The organism is Photorhabdus hindustanensis, assembly GCF_002968995.1.
Classification (GTDB): domain Bacteria; phylum Pseudomonadota; class Gammaproteobacteria; order Enterobacterales; family Enterobacteriaceae; genus Photorhabdus; species Photorhabdus akhurstii.
This window is the reverse complement of record NZ_PUWT01000002.1, coordinates 65,507-81,994: the sequence shown is the minus strand read 5'-3', so window position 1 is coordinate 81,994 and position 16,488 is coordinate 65,507. Positions and strand designations below refer to the sequence as shown.

Sequence of the window (16,488 nt, the reverse complement as noted above, 5' to 3'; positions counted from 1 at the left end):
CATGAATATTAAAAACCATCCCATGAAAAAAGTTTTGATTGCTAACCGCGGTGAAATCGCCGTCCGTATTATTCGTGCCTGCCGGGATTATGGTTTACAATCTATCGCTGTCTACGCTGATTCGGACATCAATGCACAACATGTACAATTGGCTGATGAGGCTTATAGTTTAGGTGGAAACAGCCCCGCAGATACCTACCTTAATATTCCCCTATTATTAGATATTGCGAAACGTTCAGGTGCCGACATGGTACATCCCGGATACGGGTTTCTGGCTGAACGGGCAGAATTTGCCCGTGCCGTTATTAATGCAGGATTGATCTGGGTTGGCCCTGAACCAGAGACCATTGATATTCTGGGTGACAAAGTTAAAGCACGCAAAATTGCCCAACACGTAGGCGCGCCACAGGTTTCAGGCACAGAAGAACCGGTGAAAAACGCGGAGGAAGCTCTGGCGTTCGCGGAACAATATGGCCTGCCAATTGCAATTAAAGCAGCATATGGCGGTGGTGGACGTGGCATGAAAGTGGTGTGGCGGCTTGATGAAGTCACCGAACTCTACAATTCGGCTGTTCGTGAAGCAACAGCGGCCTTTGGGCGTGGAGAATGTTTCATTGAACAGTTTCTGGACAAACCTCGCCATATTGAAGCGCAAATTCTGGCTGATAAACATGGCAATGTGGTGGTACTTGGTACACGCGATTGTTCACTGCAACGACGTAACCAAAAATTGGTAGAAGAAGCGCCGGCCCCATTTTTGACCGAACATCAGCGCCAGCGTATTCATCAAGCAGCACAGGATATTTGCACCGCAGCCCGTTACATCGGAGCTGGTACCGTGGAGTTTCTCCTCAGTGTCGACGGCACGATCTCCTTTCTGGAAGTCAATACTCGCTTGCAGGTCGAACATCCGGTCACTGAAGAAACCACAGGGATCGACATTGTGGTAGAACAATTCCGAATTGCCGAAGGTAAACCTTTATCATTGACCTCAACACCGCTCCCTTTAGGCCACTCTTTTGAATTCCGCATTAACGCAGAGGATGCGGGTAAAGGATTTTTACCGACGCCCGGAACGGTGACGGTATTTTCTCCCCCTTCCGGCCCAGGCATAAGGTTGGATTCTGGTGTTGCAGCAGGTTCCACCATCCCTGACACCTTTGATTCGCTGATGGCTAAGCTGATTGTCACCGGAGCGACCCGCCAACAAGCTATTGCCCGTGCACGACGTGCATTACAGGAATTCAGGATTGAAGGTGTTGCATCAGTATTGCCTTTTCATCAAGCAGTAATGGAACATCCTGATTTTATTTCCGATGACACATTTAACGTCCACACACGTTGGATCGAAACTGACTTTATCAATGACATAAAAATATCTCCGCGTCAGGAAAACCATTATCCAGAACAGGTAACACGTACTTTTATTGAAATTAATGGCCGTCGGCATGAACTGGGACTACCCGCCGAGTTATTAAAAGGGCTTTCATTGCTTGATGCTGGGCAAAATTCCATCACTGAGAGCAAAGGTAGTGAAACTGGGGGGACAATAACAGCACCGAATCCCGTCTCAGCACCAATATCCGGCGTTTTACAATGCTGGTATGTGCAGGAAGGAGATGAAGTTAAACAAGGTGATGTCATTGCTGTCATGGAAGCAATGAAAATGGAAACGCAACTTACCGCACATCGTTCCGGGAAAATCGTTATCTATGCAGAAGAAGGCGGTTATCAACAGGCAGGAAATGTACTGGCAAGTATTAACGATGATTAATAATGATGATAAACACCAAATTATCACAATTAATTGGCTCATTTGACACATAAATTCACATTACCCAATACAACATCAAATTGTGCGGATAATTTCCGCACAATTTTAATGAAGAGATTAAACTTAAAATGCAAGAAATATCGTGAAAAAGAATATAATCAACCCCTTTATGAATAGGAGAAAATAACTATTAAGGGCAATTTTTTAATCATTTCGTTAAGATTGACAATAAAAAATAAGTCATCACACAATTTAACAGCTGTTTATTTGTTGCACTCCGCAAATTATTAACAAAACTATTTTTTATCCGAAAGAAATATTTACCAAATATTTTCAATATCATGATTTTCAATTTAAAATTGAGAGGCGATTAAAACCAATAATAAACAAAAAAATATAAAACAAAATAAAGGATAAAAAATTGTAATTTACCAATAATTATAAATTGATAACAGCAATATATATTTATCTAGTTAATGAAAAACAGCATGATAATTTGCAATTATTTTTATATATATTTAAATAATAAGAAATCATTAACTCATTACAAATTAACGGTTATAAATAGTGTAGAGGTTTATTTTCCACACTTGACAACATCAATAAAAAACAAAATAAAAATACAATAAAAACAAATACTTATAATTATATTATCATATCAATAAGATATAAATCAAACTCAATAAGAATAAATCAATAAAAATGTCATAGCCCATATACTACACATATTGATATTTTCAAGAAATATATTAAATTCAGACCATTATTTTATTCCAACCATAGAAATATTATTTCATCAAAATATAATGTTACTCATTTAATAATTTTCATATCCATATGATAATTATGCGCATATATGCATCTATCTGAATAGTATATAAACTTACTATTACAACAACATCATAATATTAAATAATTTAATTGTTTTACATTTCCTTTACAATTATCAACGCAATTTAAAACTATAATAAGTTCCATATATATTTTTACAAACATATTTTTATATAGATTAGCATCACAATTTCAACATTACTCAACAAAATAATAACTCAAATAATTGCAATTACCATTAAACAGAATACTATATTAATAGTGAAATAAGGTTTTTATTTACAATATTTCCCTAATGGTCCCAAAGAAGACCAAGATAAAAAACAAATTCAGCAGCATTGATTAAAAAGAAAAATATTCGTTACTTTAAATTATAATAATAGTGACGGCTAAGTAACCCAGGAGAATAATGTGATAACAAACGATTACGAGTTGATAACCGCACCAAACAGCGTACCAGTGAAAATGTGGACTCATGGTGTACCGGTAGAAGCGGAAGCGCGTGAGCAACTGTTGAACACAGCAAAAATGCCTTTCATATTCAGCCATTTAGCCGTTATGCCTGATGTACATCTTGGTAAAGGTTCAACCATCGGCAGTGTCATTCCAACTCGTGGGGCGATTATTCCAGCCGCAGTAGGCGTAGATATCGGCTGTGGCATGATGGCAGTATGTACTTCATTGCATGCCAAAGATTTACCGGACAACCTATATGCTATCCGCCATGCTATTGAAATTGCCGTACCGCACGGACGCACGGCAAACCGTAGCGGTAAGGATAAAGGCGCTTGGCAGCAACCGCCAAAAACCGTCGATCACCATTGGAGCGTGTTGCAGACCGGATTTAAACGGTTAACCGATAAATATCCACAATTACTGAAAACTAATAACCATCAGCACTTAGGGACACTAGGCACCGGTAATCATTTCATTGAGCTGTGTCTGGATGAATCTGACCGGGTATGGGTAATGCTGCATAGTGGATCACGCGGAGTAGGAAATGCCATTGGTAATTTATTCATCACTCTCGCCCAACAGGACATGAAACAGCATATCGCTAACCTGCCTGACCGTAACCTGGCCTATTTTGAGGAAGGCAGCCGTCACTTTGCCGACTATATGGAAGCGGTCGGTTGGGCACAAAACTTCGCCCGCCATAATCGCGAAGTCATGATGCAACATACACTGGCAGCACTGGCGACGGTAATAACAAAGCCGTTCACTGCCATAATGGAAGCGGTAAATTGTCACCACAATTATGTGCAACAAGAGCAACACTTCAGCCAAAACGTGTTAGTCACACGTAAAGGTGCGGTCGCAGCACACCAAGGCGTCATGGGCATCATTCCTGGTTCAATGGGTGCGAAAAGCTTTATTGTACGTGGTCTGGGAAATGAACAGAGTTTTTGCTCATGCAGTCACGGCGCTGGCCGAGTATTAAGCCGCACAGCAGCGAAAAAACGCTTCACAATAGAGGATCAGAAGCGTGCCACGGCACACGTGGAATGCCGCAAGGACAGCGACGTCATCGATGAAATTCCGATGGCCTACAAAGACATTGAGGCCGTAATGGCCGCTCAGTCTTCACTAGTAGAAATCGTTCACACCCTGCGTCAAGTGGTTTGCGTAAAAGGATAATCAAGATGAAAGAAAAATTTGGTATCAGTGACATCATGAAACAACACATATGCCAAAAACTGGCGCAACTTGAGACAGAGCTGCAAATACGAATACTCTACGCCTGTGAATCAGGTAGCCGCGGTTGGGGATTTGCCTCAACAAACAGTGATTACGATGTACGTTTTATTTATGTACATACTCCATCATGGTACTTACGCGTCGATCCCTCTCGGGATGTCATTGAACTACCGATCAGCAATGAGCTAGATATCTGTGGTTGGGAACTGCGTAAAACTTTAGGGTTGCTGAAACGAGCCAACCCAACACTGATGGAGTGGGCAGACTCACCGGTAATTTACTACGAAGACGTGGAGTTTATGGCAGCGCTACGTGCCCTATTACCAGACTATTTCTCCAACAACAGAGCGCGATATCACTATCTGTCGATGGCAAAGAAAAACTTTCGTAGTTACCTGCAAGGCGAGAAAATTCGGCTGAAAAAATACCTTTATATACTACGTCCATTGCTGGCGGTACGTTGGATCGAAGCTGGTAAAGGTGTGCCACCGATGCGCTTCGACACCCTGCTAGCCGGAACTGTTACAGACGCGGCGCTGATGCAAGAGATACAGACTCTACTTGCCATCAAGCGTAACGCTGACGAAACGGAGTATAGTCCACGTTTTAAACGCATTCATAACTTTATCTGCCGCGAATTGGATGATTCAGTTACCCGCTGCGAACTCAAAGACAAAAAACATCTCCCAGATACCGAATTGGATCTACTTCTGATGCACACAGTACTTCACAATAATCATAAAGAAGAAGGAGAATACCTGTTAAAAAACGGATAAGAAATCATACATATATGACATTTCAGCGATAAAGCTGGATGTTTACAAAAAGCCAGAAAGCAGGGTCTTCCACCCTGCTCCAGAAATAAACAGATCAATTCTCTATTTCAGGCTGGAAATTTATTAAAAAAAAAACAGACAGTTATAGAATCATTAACCTAAAATAATATGAGGCGCAAATCGTGATGTATCCTTCGTGATCCTGCCAATATCTTCCCTGACCGATAGACCAGCAGGCGTGTCATTAACGAGCCAACTACCGATAAGAACATGGCTATCGCCAATCTTTGGCAATGGGGTATATTGCTGCACAATGTAACCCTCCTCACCGTAAGGCCCATCTACTTCTTCAACCACCTTGCCATCTTTATGAATACTAATATTTGCTCCCTCACGGCTGAATATCGGCTTCATAACGTAGTGAGTTAAGCGCTTGGCTTGCGGATCATCGGCAAAATAAGCCTCAAGCAGATTTGGGTGTCCTGGAAACATCTCCCAAAGCAATGGCAAAATTGACTTATTCGAGGTGATGCATTTCCACATTGGCTCAAACCAGTTAACACCCGCCGTAACCAAGTGTTGAGCGTATTCCTCACGAAACATGAACTCCCACGGGTACAACTTGAATATAGAATCTATAATTTTATTATTACTGTCCGTAAACTTACCACACTCGCTGAGTCCAATATCTTCAATATAGACAAACTCGGCATGAATACCGGCATCTTTGGCGCAATCAGCCAGGTAATCAACCGAACCTTTGTCTTCTTCTGTGCCCTTACAGCAGGCAAAATGAAGCGTGTTGAATGGCAAAAAGGGTTTCAGTTCACAGAAGCGATTAACAAGCAGTTCCTGTAGTAAGTTGAACTGATCAGCAGCATGAGGCAATTCACCACGGTTAACTTTATCTTCCAACCATAGCCAGCTAAAAAAACCATGTTCATAAATAGAGGTCGGCGTATCTGAGTTAATTTCCAATAACTTTGCCGGGTTTTTACCATCATAAGCAAAATCAAGACGACTATAGAGGCTTGGATCTCTGCGCTTCCAAGATGCGCGAACCAGTGACCGCATCGCTTCTGGAATTTGGAATCTAGCCATCAACTCATCACTGTTGACCACTCGCTCTACTGCTTGCAGGCTCAACCGGTGGATTTCCGCTGTCGGAGCTTCAATATGTTCTTCAATCTGCTTGAGAGTAAACTGGTAGTAACGGTCTTCCGTCCAGTACGGTTCATTATCGATTGTATGAAAACCAAACCCAAATTCTTTTGCTCGCACTTTCCAATCATGACGAGGTGTGGTTGGGATCTGAAGCATGATGTTAACCCTTGATAATGCTTATTTGAATCTTGAAAAAAATCATCGCACAAACGCTTAATTCAGTAATCATGCCTCGATGCAAGACACTGATAACAAAAAGCCTGCGAATAAAATGTCAACACCAGTTAACCACCCCAACTGTATTTAGCGGAAGATGTTGAACCAAAACCACCAGAAGATTTAGTGGTGACGATTGGCTTGCTATCATAGCCGCCAGAATAACGGGAATCGCTGCTTTTAAACCTCTGTTCCTTTTCACGTATCAAGCGTTCTCGATACATTCTCTCCCTGTGTTTACGTTCTGAATAATCGCCGATTTCATCAACGATCCCAGATGCAATATAAGCAGTTGATCGGGGGTTCAGTACAGGATTTATACCTGTAACTACATTTCCAGAATTTGCATACAAAGCGCCATGTGTATTTGCTGTAGTCTGAGAAGCTTCTTTCTCAATTGGCAGACGAACCGTCTCCAGCGGCTGCAAATAACGTCGGTTCATCTCGTACTGGATATTGCCAATATCAGAATAAGCGCCAATGACCTTGCCATCAGCAAAAAAAAGCTTACCGTACAGGTCGCTATAGCCTGATGTTGAAGTAAATAGCGGCTGGTAAAACACGTTGCGATACTTTTCAGCCATATCATATCGGCTAAACTGTTCCGGCTTCACCTCCGCCATCATAAAGGCGGCCATCTTCGGTCGATAACCTACAGCCCCCGGCATTGCTTCACATTCACCATACTCAAGCTCACACATGGCTTTCTTACGAAATTTCTGCGACGTACGTTCCGCTTCACGTAATGCCGCTTGATATGTGGTTTCACACTGAGCCGCGATCGTATTCTTTGGATTATTCTGACAAGACGCCAGGTCCTTATAGACATTGATTGACAGTTCATCCGCCGATTGACCACAACCCACGAGTGAACCCATACTAAGCACCAATGACGTGAATGAGAACCCACGCCAATATTTACGTTTACTCTCAATGTTAATGGCAGTGCTGCGCATTCTGCGCTTTTTGTTCCCGTTCGTCATACGATCCCCAAATCAGTAAGTCATGCAAGCTGCGTTTAAAAGACCAACAGAAACTGACACTGCCGCCAACACAACCGCAGCAGGGATCTCATTATTCTCAATGCGAGACACAATCTTTGGCATCATAAATATGCGAACCATAAAGAAGCCAACAATCTGAGCCAACAGCGCAACAACACTCCACATCACGAAATCAATAACTCCCACAGAGTTGCTTGCCGCACTTGCAATGGCGATGCTGTAACCGATCAGCTCGCCACCAAGCGATATCGCCGCGGCGCTGTTCTTCTCTTCCTTGATAAGTTTCCACTCATCATGCGGAGTAATTATTGTGTAGATAAACTTGAAAACGATGAAAAAAACCAGCGCCAACCCAAAACACAAGCCAAAATTGCCTACACCATGCATAAATTGAGAAAAAGCCTGTTCTTCATTTTCCAATGTGATCATTTATGCCACCACTTTAAAATCAGTTTGGTTAAGTTGAATACCGGTGCTCAATACCATCAATCTATCCAAGTTACTCCCTACCACTTTTTCTTCTCCCACAACTTGAAGCTCTTCTGTTCGGTTATGAGCAACCTGACGCGAATACACCATCACAAACTGATCAGTTTCAGTTATACGCCCCTCCTTAGTGTAAGTTTTCTCGGTAACAGCCACAGGCTTAACATTGTCCCACAACCGCGAGAACTGGGTGCCGTCGAGATCATATTCTCCATTTGGCGTGACGATACCGTTTTTAATGAGCGCATCCCATTGAGCTTGCGAATCTATCGGTTTAGTTTCGTAAAAATACCACAGGCTCACTTCCTTCACGCCATCATCCCCCTCCCCTTCTTGAAGTACTTGAAGATAACCTTCGTCATCGGTGTAATAACGAACCAAACGTACGTTATCACCTAAGTCGACAACACCAACGGAACATATAAGCTGAGTTGAAGCCGCATTTTCGATCGTTAGGTCAGATTCAATCAGTTTTAGCATCAACGGGTCTATCTCAAATACACCACCGATACGCAAACCTAATACTTCCGGCACCTTTGGCACCACAGGCGCAACTGTCTTGCTCCCGAATGCGCTCTTAAACGCATCTGCGATTTTGGAAAGCATAGAAATATCTCTTGATAGGAAGATCCCACTTTAAAAAGCAGGATCTTGATTTAACAACTTGGTATTTACTTGCCAAGGATACGAGCAAGTTCATCTTCCGCGGACATAGCGCTTGAAGTTATACCTGCCTCTTTAAGCTTTTTATCTAGATCGCTAGAAGTCATACTATCGTGAAGCTCTTGCTGAGCTTCGAACTGAGCCGCTTTCTCAGCCTGACGTGACTTGATGCGTTCAAGGGAATCAAGGGCGGTAGATGTTTTTGAAGAAGCGCCAACGACAGAGTTATGAGTCGCAGCTTGGGCTTTCTGCACCTGTTCAGTTGCTTTAACCAAATCAACTTGATTCTCAAGCTGAGACACTTTCTTTTTCGCTTCTTGCACATTGTGTCGGTGCATCGCTTCAGTCTTCTGGAACGATTCAAACAACGCTTGCTCTCTTTCCAGTTCATCACGCAGGGTCGCAACTTTCTGAGCACACTCCAGAGCAAGCCCATTGTCGCCTTTACCCGCAGCAGAGCGAGCATAACCCTCGTACTCTGTGATACTATTTTTGATATCAGCAACCTTTTTCTCTGCCATTTTCCGCTTAGCAATAATGCTAACCAGGCTTTCATCCGCACGGCGGATTTCTGCTTTTGCTTCTCGGATTTCCTGATCAAGAATCGTCAGCGCGTTGCCATCAGCGACAGATTCTGCCGCATTATTTACCGTTCCTTTAATTGCCTTAAAAAGCTTTTTCCATACATTCATTGATATTTCCCCTACACTGTTATTTTAGGAACTCAGAATACGCATCAAGAAGCTCAGTGATGTTGGTAAACAGCATAGAGACTTCGATGACAACGCTTTCTTGTTTTGATTCTGATGACAATGAACCAAAAGCGGTATAGTAAGATTGACCATCGACTTTAGTTATTCCAACTGAAGTCAGAGGAATCATTTTGTGCGTTTCTAAAATAAACTGATTTAAAGAAGCGGGATCTAAAACATTCTCTTCCGAAAACAGTAATGCCTCCACTGTAATTTGCCTGCCGCAAATCGCCAGATGTGCTTTAATTCCGTCTTCGTTAGTAATTGCAAGACATTCACCTATTTGCTCTACAGTCCAGTTGTTACCAGATTCATTAAGAGCTTTAATCACTTGATTTAATTCCAAACTATCTACTCCACTGGTTTGTTTTATCATTAAAATCAGCATATTAAGTTTAAATTATCATCAGATTATACATTTTTCAATAAGTATTACGTTAAAATAGCCCAGTATTAAATCTAAAATATTCATAAGTATGGTAAATACTAAAAACGCATAAAACCTTAAATACAGCATTACTGAACATTATTAAAACCTTATACCCTTCGCTAAGTGACCTTGTACTATCTCAATACCTCCCGCACAAAACACCATGAGAGTATTCGCATGAAAAAACTTATCCTGATGGATGATTAAAATCACGCTTAACTAGGTTGCTTTATAGCTTTGGCGTATCACAGTAAATAAAATAGAGAATTGCAGGCTAAAATAAAAACTTCCAGTAAAATCAACCGATATTGATAAAAGTATCCATTTTGGTTATCAACTCATTTAACCTTATAATATTGAAGCTAAAATCTTTTCAAACTCCCATTTATCTCCAACATAAAAATCTTTTCTACTTAGCGCTTCTTACATTCAACAGAGATTAACCTTATGCATTAACTATCAGATTTAACCTTTATTTACCGTCATAATCTTTTCATCACCATTTTAAATATCTGTTTTCACTTCATTTGAAAACTAAGAAATCCGATTTATACAATAAACAGAAAGGCGATAATTATAGATATTAAAAGGGTGATAAAACATTTATATTTTTACTATTTTACATTGAAATATCTTTTAACGACAGATAGTTAAGTTAACGGACAGTAAAAGCTTATCGGAAAGACTTTACCCGCAATCTGCGGCTCCCTTCATTCTTAAGGGAGCCAGCTTTAATCATTCTTTAATATGAACAGATTTACCATTAAAGGTAACAACCTGCCCGGCTATCGCTTTATAACGTTTACGGGTTTCTATCTGACTATTAACTTCAACCAGACCTTCAGCAATAACCGCTTTAGCGCTAGCGCCGCTTTCACTCCACCCTTGAAACTTCAACAGATCACACAACGCCACATAAGGGTGGCCTTCTAAATAAAAAATTTCCATCAACAACCTTCAATTGTTTCCACATCATGGTATTCCTCGCAGGCTTGCAAGGTATTCTGGATAAGTGTCGCGACCGTCATTGGGCCAACCCCCCCTGGAACCGGAGAAATCCAACTTGCCCGCTCTGATGCAGTTTCAAAATCAACATCACCAATCACTTTGCCATCTTCCAGCCGGTTAATGCCGACATCAATAACAATAGCGCCGGGTTTAATCCACTCACCGGGGATAAAGTTTGGTTTACCAACCGCCACAATGAGTAAATCCGCATGTTCCACATGATGACGTAAATCTTTAGTAAAGCGATGAGTCACCGTAGTGGTACAACCAGCTAATAACAACTCCAGGCTCATTGGACGACCAACAATATTTGAAGCGCCGATAACGACAGCATTCAGCCCATAAGTATTGATTCCACAACGCTCAAGCAACGTTGCGATACCGCGCGGCGTACAGGGACGCAACTTTGGAGCGCGTTGACACAAACGGCCAATATTATAGGGATGGAAGCCATCAACATCCTTATCAGGCTGAATACGTTCCAGAACTTTGACATTATCAATACCGGCAGGTAAAGGGAGCTGAACCAAAATTCCATCAATTTCTGAATCATTATTAAGCTGATCGATAAGATTCAACAACTCTGCTTCACTGGTGGTATCTGGCAGATCATAGGAACGGGAAACAAACCCGACTTCCTCACAGGCACGGCGTTTACTTGCGACATAAATCTGAGAAGCAGGATTTTCGCCGACTAAAACAACGGCAAGACCAGGAGCACGTCTTCCCGCAGCAACACGTTGTTGAACACGCACTGCGACTTCACTTCTGATTGTCTGCGCAATCGTTTTCCCGTCAATAATTTTTGCTGGCATGTACGAATAAATCCATAAATCAAACATTGGGATACTGCCTATTTTGTCAGAACATGAACGTGCTGTCAGTTTTATTGATAATCAGAAAATAGCCAGATGAAGACTTATAAGCAGAAAAGCCATTGACTCAATGGGTTGTCACCGTATAATCTCTCCCCGCATCAGAGCATTACTGATGCAGCTCATCTCTCAAGATGCGCCCTTAGCTCAGCTGGATAGAGCAACGGCCTTCTAAGCCGTAGGTCACAGGTTCGAATCCTGTAGGGCGTGCCATATCAACCTCTCTCATCGTCTAGTAAAGCTCATAAAACCCCAGTAAACACAAAAAGTTAAGCTCTCCTTGTTCTCCAGAAGTCTGGTAAGGTTCTCTGAAATCTACATTGTGGGGGTATATTTGGGGGTACGTTCAGGTTCAATGAAGTGAGATACCCCCTGATGAAGCTAATATTATAGGATGTGCGGAATTCAACCCTGTTCACTTTTTTTGGTTTGAGGTGAACGGTTGGATGAAGAGTAGTGATGAGCCTATTTTCAAGTCATCATCATTTAACAAAATGAATTTAAATAAAAATATTTAAAGGTGAATAGGTGAACAGTTTTACTCCTAATTCTTTAATAGGGTGAGGTAAGCGAAAAAGTTTTCTCTGGCAGGTGTTTTTCAGCTCTCCGATTTACCGAGTTAATTTATTAGCCCGGTAAATCGAGAAGACAAACGCAGCGCATCAGTTTCTCGCCTTAAGCAAACCAAAATTAGTCTGCCATATCAAGTTGCTATGAGCAAAATATAGGACAGTATTGCCTATCAGTGTTGGAAGCAGTCCAAAATGCCCCAGAGATAACGACTAAACTTGTAGCGATTCAAAATGATGAGAACACCTTTACTCGTTATAATACTGGGATGATTATGGGCCGATGGCCATTCAAAAACGCATTAAAAGTGGAGTTTCACAATGACAAGTACCCAACAACGCGCCGAACTACAGCGTCAAATCTGGCAAATCGCCAACGATGTGAGAGGTTCAGTTGATGGCTGGGATTTCAAACAGTATGTACTAGGTACGCTGTTTTATCGCTTTATAAGTGAAAACTTTGCAAACTACATTGAAGGCGGTGATGAGAGTATCAACTATGCTGAGCTTTCAGATGATATTATCACTGACGATATTAAAGATGATGCTATTAAAACCAAAGGCTATTTTATTTACCCAAGCCAGCTGTTTGCTAATATTGCCGCAAGTGCTAATAAAAATAATAATTTAAACAAAGAGTTAAATTCCATTTTCGTCTCTATTGAAAGCTCAGCCAACGGCTACCCATCTGAAGCCGAGATCAAGGGCCTTTTTGCTGATTTTGACACCACCAGTAACCGTTTAGGTAATACCGTTAAAGACAAAAACACCCGCTTAGCCGCCGTATTAAAAGGTGTGGCAGGGCTTCAATTTGGTCAGTTTGAAAATAACAAGATTGATCTATTTGGTGATGCTTACGAGTTTTTAATCTCTAACTACGCTGCTAATGCAGGTAAATCAGGCGGTGAATTTTTTACACCACAACATGTTTCTAGGCTAATCGCTCAGCTCGCTATGCATGGGCAAACCAGCGTGAATAAAATATATGATCCAGCCGCAGGTTCTGGCTCATTGCTATTACAAGCCAAAAAACACTTCGATGCCCACATTATTGAAGACGGTTTCTTTGGTCAGGAGATTAACCATACCACCTATAACCTTGCGCGTATGAATATGTTTTTACACAACATTAACTACGACAAGTTTAATATCATGTTGGGCAATACTTTAACCGAACCGCATTTTGGTGATGACAAACCGTTCGATGCCATCGTCTCTAATCCACCGTATTCGGTGAAATGGATTGGCAGTGATGATCCAACGCTAATCAACGATGAACGCTTTGCTCCCGCTGGTGTATTAGCGCCGAAGTCCAAAGCCGACTTTGCCTTTGTTCTGCACGCATTGAGTTACTTATCCAGCAAAGGCCGCGCGGCAATTGTTTGCTTCCCGGGTATTTTTTACCGTGGTGGAGCTGAGCAAAAGATCCGCCAATATCTGGTAGATAACAACTATGTTGAAACCGTGATCTCATTAGCACCTAACCTGTTTTTTGGCACGACCATTGCTGTAAATATTCTTGTGCTGTCTAAACACAAAATTGACACCACTACTCAGTTTATTGATGCAAGCACTCTGTTTAAAAAAGAAACCAATAACAACATACTTACCGACAATCATATCGAACAAATTATGCAGGTATTTGATAGCAAAGATGATATTGAACATTTGGCAAAATCAGTCAGTTTTGAAGCCATCGCCGCTAACGATTACAACCTGTCGGTGAGTAGCTATGTCGAATCTAGAGACAACCGCGAAGTAATTGATATTACAAAACTCAATGCCGAATTAAAGATCACTGTTAAAAAAATCGACCAACTGCGAGCGGATATCGATGCCATTATTGCTGAGATTGAAGGCACGGAGAATAAGGCATGAGCAATATGAGCTTTATGGAAAAACTGCTTGATGGCGTTGAAGTGGAGTGGAAGACTTTGGGGGAGCTTACAGAGTATTCAAAAACTCGTATTTGCTTTGACAAACTTGATAAATCAAATTACGTGGGAGTTGATAATCTCCTACAAAATTGGGCAGGGAAAAAAGAGTCTACTTATGTGCCAACCGAAGGTAACTTAATAGAGTATCAAAGTGGTGATATTTTAATCGGAAATATTCGCCCCTACTTGAAGAAAATATGGCACGCTGATCGTATCGGTGGCACAAATGGCGATGTACTGGTTATACATCTGACTGATGAAACGATAACACCTAGGTATCTATATCAAATTTTAGCGGATGATAAATTTTTCGACTATAACATGCGGCATTCTAAAGGGGCCAAAATGCCACGCGGGAATAAAACAAAAATAATGGAATATCCAATTCCTATCCCATCTCTCAATATCCAAACCGAAATCGTCCGCATTTTGGACGCCTTTACCGAGCTTACCGCTAAGCTTACCGCTGAGTTTACCGCCCGCAAAAAACAGTACAACTATTATCGCGACCAGTTGTTAAATTTTGAAGAAAGTGAGGTGGAGTGGAAGACTTTGGGGGAAATTGGTGAGGTTCGCATGTGTAAACGAATTTTAAAAAACCAAACCCTCGAAACAGGCGATATTCCATTTTATAAAATTGGAACATTTGGAAAAGAGCCTAATGCTTTTATCACACGAGAATTATTTGATGAATATAAAGCAAAATATAGCTACCCAAAAACTGGAGAGATTCTAATTTCTGCAAGTGGTACGATCGGAAGATCAGTCATATTTGATGGGAAAGATGCCTATTTTCAGGATAGTAATATCGTATGGATTGAAAATGATGAAAGTCAGGTATTAAATAAATATTTGTTTTATTTTTATCAAATTGCCAACTGGAATATTTCCGATGGCGGAGTAATCAAGCGTTTATATAATGATAATATCAAAAAAACAACGATCCCTGTTCCGTATCCGAGCGATTCTGAAAAATCACTTGCCGAACAAGAACGCATCGTCTCCATCCTAGATAAATTCGACGCTTTAACTAACTCCATTAGCGAAGGTTTGCCTCGTGAAATTGAATTACGTCAAAAGCAATATGAATATTATCGCGATCTGCTGTTGAATTTCCCTAAGCCAGAGGTAGAGGCATGATATGAGCAAAACGCTAACGGGAATAGCCCAGCAGCTAAAAGATGCCAACAAAAAAGTACAACTGATCTATGCCTTTAATGGTACGGGTAAAACCCGGCTTTCGCGGGAATTTAAACAACTAATTGCGCCAAAAATTGATAATGATGAAAGTAGCAACAATGAAGGACTATCATTGACGCGTATTAATTTTTTGTATTACAACGCCTTTACCGAAGACTTGTTTTACTGGGATAACGACTTATCTGAGAATACCGAGCCTAAACTCAAAATCCAGCCGAATTCATTTACAGATTGGGTGCTGAAAGATCAGGGGCAAGACCGAAATATCATTGCTAACTTTCAACACTATACGGATGAAAAATTAACTCCACATTTTAGCGAAAATAGTTCGGAGGTCACATTTTCTTTCGAACGCGGTAATGAAGCACCAACTGAAAATGTTAAAATATCAAAAGGCGAAGAAAGCAACTTTATCTGGAGCATATTTTACACACTAATTGAGCAAGTAATCAGCGTGCTGAATGTTGCTGAACCTGGTGAGCGAGAAACAGATCAGTTTAATCAATTGCAATACGTCTTTATTGATGATCCTGTGAGTTCGTTAGATGAAAACCATTTGATTGAGTTGGCAGTACATCTTGCTCAACTTATTAAATCTAACGAGTCTAGCGTTAAATTCATCATCACGACGCATAATCCTCTTTTCTATAACGTGCTACACAATGAGCTAAACAGCGATGATAAAAGCTATAAAAAGAAATGGTTTGAGAAATACAGGCTGACAAAGCATGAAGATGGCACATATCAGTTAGCAATCCAACCGAATGATTCACCATTCTCATATCATCTTTATCTGAAGTCAGAACTCGAAAAAGCCATCGAAAGCGGTCAAGTAAGCAAGTATCACTTCAACTTTTTAAGAAATATATTAGAAAAAACCTCTACTTTTCTTGGCTATAAAAAGTGGGGTGATTTATTGCCAAAAACCGATGATGGCAGGCCCAATCCTTATGAGGCTAGGATTATTAATATCTCTAGTCATTCAAAACATGCAGGTGAAGAGGTCGCCGAGCTTACGGAAGATGACAAGCGTGTTTTGCGCTATCTGGTTAATGAAATTAACACTATGTACCGCTTCCAACAGGCAGAAAATTAGAGTGAATCG

At 41.0% G+C, this 16,488-nt stretch carries 14 protein-coding genes and 1 tRNA gene; 7 read left to right on the top strand and 8 right to left on the bottom strand.

Annotated elements, in window-relative coordinates:
- Position 1 precedes the first annotated feature (1 nt).
- The 3 genes from C6H66_RS01320 (at position 2) to C6H66_RS01310 (ending at position 5,079) form a co-directional block, all read left to right on the top strand.
- Positions 2-1,774 carry an acetyl/propionyl/methylcrotonyl-CoA carboxylase subunit alpha gene (locus C6H66_RS01320; protein ID WP_339416024.1) on the top strand — a complete coding sequence of 591 codons (1,773 nt, stop codon included), beginning with the start codon at positions 2-4 and terminating at the stop codon, positions 1,772-1,774.
- A gap of 1,242 nt (positions 1,775-3,016) precedes the next feature.
- Positions 3,017-4,243 carry an RtcB family protein gene (locus tag C6H66_RS01315; protein ID WP_105394589.1) on the top strand — a complete coding sequence of 409 codons (1,227 nt, stop codon included), beginning with the start codon at positions 3,017-3,019 and terminating at the stop codon, positions 4,241-4,243.
- 5 nt (positions 4,244-4,248) lie between these two features.
- On the top strand, positions 4,249-5,079 hold the full coding sequence (locus C6H66_RS01310) for a nucleotidyltransferase domain-containing protein (protein ID WP_105394588.1): 831 nt from the start codon (positions 4,249-4,251) through the stop codon (positions 5,077-5,079).
- A gap of 153 nt (positions 5,080-5,232) precedes the next feature.
- On the opposite strand, the gene C6H66_RS01305 is transcribed toward C6H66_RS01310, so the two are convergent.
- The 8 genes from C6H66_RS01305 to folD all read right to left on the bottom strand — a co-directional run bounded on the left by C6H66_RS01305 (position 5,233) and on the right by folD (position 11,617).
- Complete coding sequence (locus C6H66_RS01305; RefSeq protein ID WP_105394587.1) at positions 5,233-6,399, bottom strand: glutathionylspermidine synthase family protein; 1,167 nt, start codon at positions 6,397-6,399, stop codon at positions 5,233-5,235.
- 128 nt (positions 6,400-6,527) lie between these two features.
- The gene (locus C6H66_RS01300) at positions 6,528-7,442 is read right to left on the bottom strand and encodes a DUF1190 domain-containing protein (RefSeq protein WP_046395226.1); all 915 of its coding nucleotides are present in this window, start codon (positions 7,440-7,442) and stop codon (positions 6,528-6,530) included.
- Positions 7,443-7,454: 12 nt separating this feature from the next.
- Positions 7,455-7,892, bottom strand: a complete 438-nt coding sequence (locus tag C6H66_RS01295; protein ID WP_105394586.1) for a DUF350 domain-containing protein — start codon at positions 7,890-7,892, stop codon at positions 7,455-7,457.
- The gene (locus C6H66_RS01290; protein ID WP_105394585.1) at positions 7,893-8,555 is read right to left on the bottom strand and encodes a YjfK family protein; all 663 of its coding nucleotides are present in this window, start codon (positions 8,553-8,555) and stop codon (positions 7,893-7,895) included. It lies immediately after the preceding gene.
- A gap of 65 nt (positions 8,556-8,620) precedes the next feature.
- On the bottom strand, positions 8,621-9,304 hold the full coding sequence (locus tag C6H66_RS01285; protein WP_105394584.1) for a PspA/IM30 family protein: 684 nt from the start codon (positions 9,302-9,304) through the stop codon (positions 8,621-8,623).
- A gap of 19 nt (positions 9,305-9,323) precedes the next feature.
- The gene (locus tag C6H66_RS01280; protein ID WP_046395240.1) at positions 9,324-9,740 is read right to left on the bottom strand and encodes a DUF2170 family protein; all 417 of its coding nucleotides are present in this window, start codon (positions 9,738-9,740) and stop codon (positions 9,324-9,326) included.
- Between the two features lie 789 nt (positions 9,741-10,529).
- Positions 10,530-10,742, bottom strand: coding sequence for a ribosome-associated protein YbcJ (gene ybcJ, locus C6H66_RS01275; protein ID WP_036811637.1), 213 nt, complete (start codon positions 10,740-10,742; stop codon positions 10,530-10,532).
- The gene (gene folD, locus C6H66_RS01270) at positions 10,742-11,617 is read right to left on the bottom strand and encodes a bifunctional methylenetetrahydrofolate dehydrogenase/methenyltetrahydrofolate cyclohydrolase FolD (protein WP_036811634.1); all 876 of its coding nucleotides are present in this window, start codon (positions 11,615-11,617) and stop codon (positions 10,742-10,744) included. The genes ybcJ and folD overlap by 1 nt, the downstream gene beginning before the upstream one ends.
- 196 nt (positions 11,618-11,813) lie before the next feature.
- Here folD and C6H66_RS01265 point away from each other — a divergent pair.
- From C6H66_RS01265 to C6H66_RS01250, 4 genes are all read left to right on the top strand, one after another.
- Positions 11,814-11,890, top strand: a tRNA-Arg gene (locus C6H66_RS01265).
- Between the two features lie 677 nt (positions 11,891-12,567).
- Positions 12,568-14,124 (top strand): type I restriction-modification system subunit M, encoded by a 1,557-nt coding sequence (locus tag C6H66_RS01260; RefSeq protein ID WP_105394583.1) that lies wholly within the window; start codon positions 12,568-12,570, stop codon positions 14,122-14,124.
- Positions 14,121-15,323: a restriction endonuclease subunit S gene (locus C6H66_RS01255; RefSeq protein ID WP_046395230.1), complete on the top strand. Its 1,203-nt coding sequence runs from the start codon at positions 14,121-14,123 to the stop codon at positions 15,321-15,323. Before C6H66_RS01260 ends, C6H66_RS01255 begins: the two co-directional genes overlap by 4 nt.
- Before the next feature lies 1 nt (position 15,324).
- Positions 15,325-16,479, top strand: coding sequence for an AAA family ATPase (locus tag C6H66_RS01250; RefSeq protein ID WP_105394582.1), 1,155 nt, complete (start codon positions 15,325-15,327; stop codon positions 16,477-16,479).
- Positions 16,480-16,488 lie beyond the last annotated feature (9 nt).

Bases quoted from the DNA above. Each gene is read 5' to 3' on its own strand.
- C6H66_RS01320 (WP_339416024.1), top strand. From the start codon at position 2: ATGAATATTAAAAACCATCCCATGAAAAAAGTTTTGATTGCTAACCGC.
- C6H66_RS01310 (WP_105394588.1), top strand. From the start codon at position 4,249: ATGAAAGAAAAATTTGGTATCAGTGACATCATGAAACAACACATATGC.
- C6H66_RS01305 (WP_105394587.1), bottom strand. From the start codon at position 6,399: ATGCTTCAGATCCCAACCACACCTCGTCATGATTGGAAAGTGCGAGCA.
- C6H66_RS01300 (WP_046395226.1), bottom strand. From the start codon at position 7,442: ATGACGAACGGGAACAAAAAGCGCAGAATGCGCAGCACTGCCATTAAC.
- C6H66_RS01295 (WP_105394586.1), bottom strand. From the start codon at position 7,892: ATGATCACATTGGAAAATGAAGAACAGGCTTTTTCTCAATTTATGCAT.
- C6H66_RS01290 (WP_105394585.1), bottom strand. From the start codon at position 8,555: ATGCTTTCCAAAATCGCAGATGCGTTTAAGAGCGCATTCGGGAGCAAG.
- C6H66_RS01285 (WP_105394584.1), bottom strand. From the start codon at position 9,304: ATGAATGTATGGAAAAAGCTTTTTAAGGCAATTAAAGGAACGGTAAAT.
- C6H66_RS01280 (WP_046395240.1), bottom strand. From the start codon at position 9,740: ATGATAAAACAAACCAGTGGAGTAGATAGTTTGGAATTAAATCAAGTG.
- ybcJ (WP_036811637.1), bottom strand. From the start codon at position 10,742: ATGGAAATTTTTTATTTAGAAGGCCACCCTTATGTGGCGTTGTGTGAT.
- folD (WP_036811634.1), bottom strand. From the start codon at position 11,617: ATGCCAGCAAAAATTATTGACGGGAAAACGATTGCGCAGACAATCAGA.
- C6H66_RS01260 (WP_105394583.1), top strand. From the start codon at position 12,568: ATGACAAGTACCCAACAACGCGCCGAACTACAGCGTCAAATCTGGCAA.
- C6H66_RS01255 (WP_046395230.1), top strand. From the start codon at position 14,121: ATGAGCAATATGAGCTTTATGGAAAAACTGCTTGATGGCGTTGAAGTG.
- C6H66_RS01250 (WP_105394582.1), top strand. From the start codon at position 15,325: ATGAGCAAAACGCTAACGGGAATAGCCCAGCAGCTAAAAGATGCCAAC.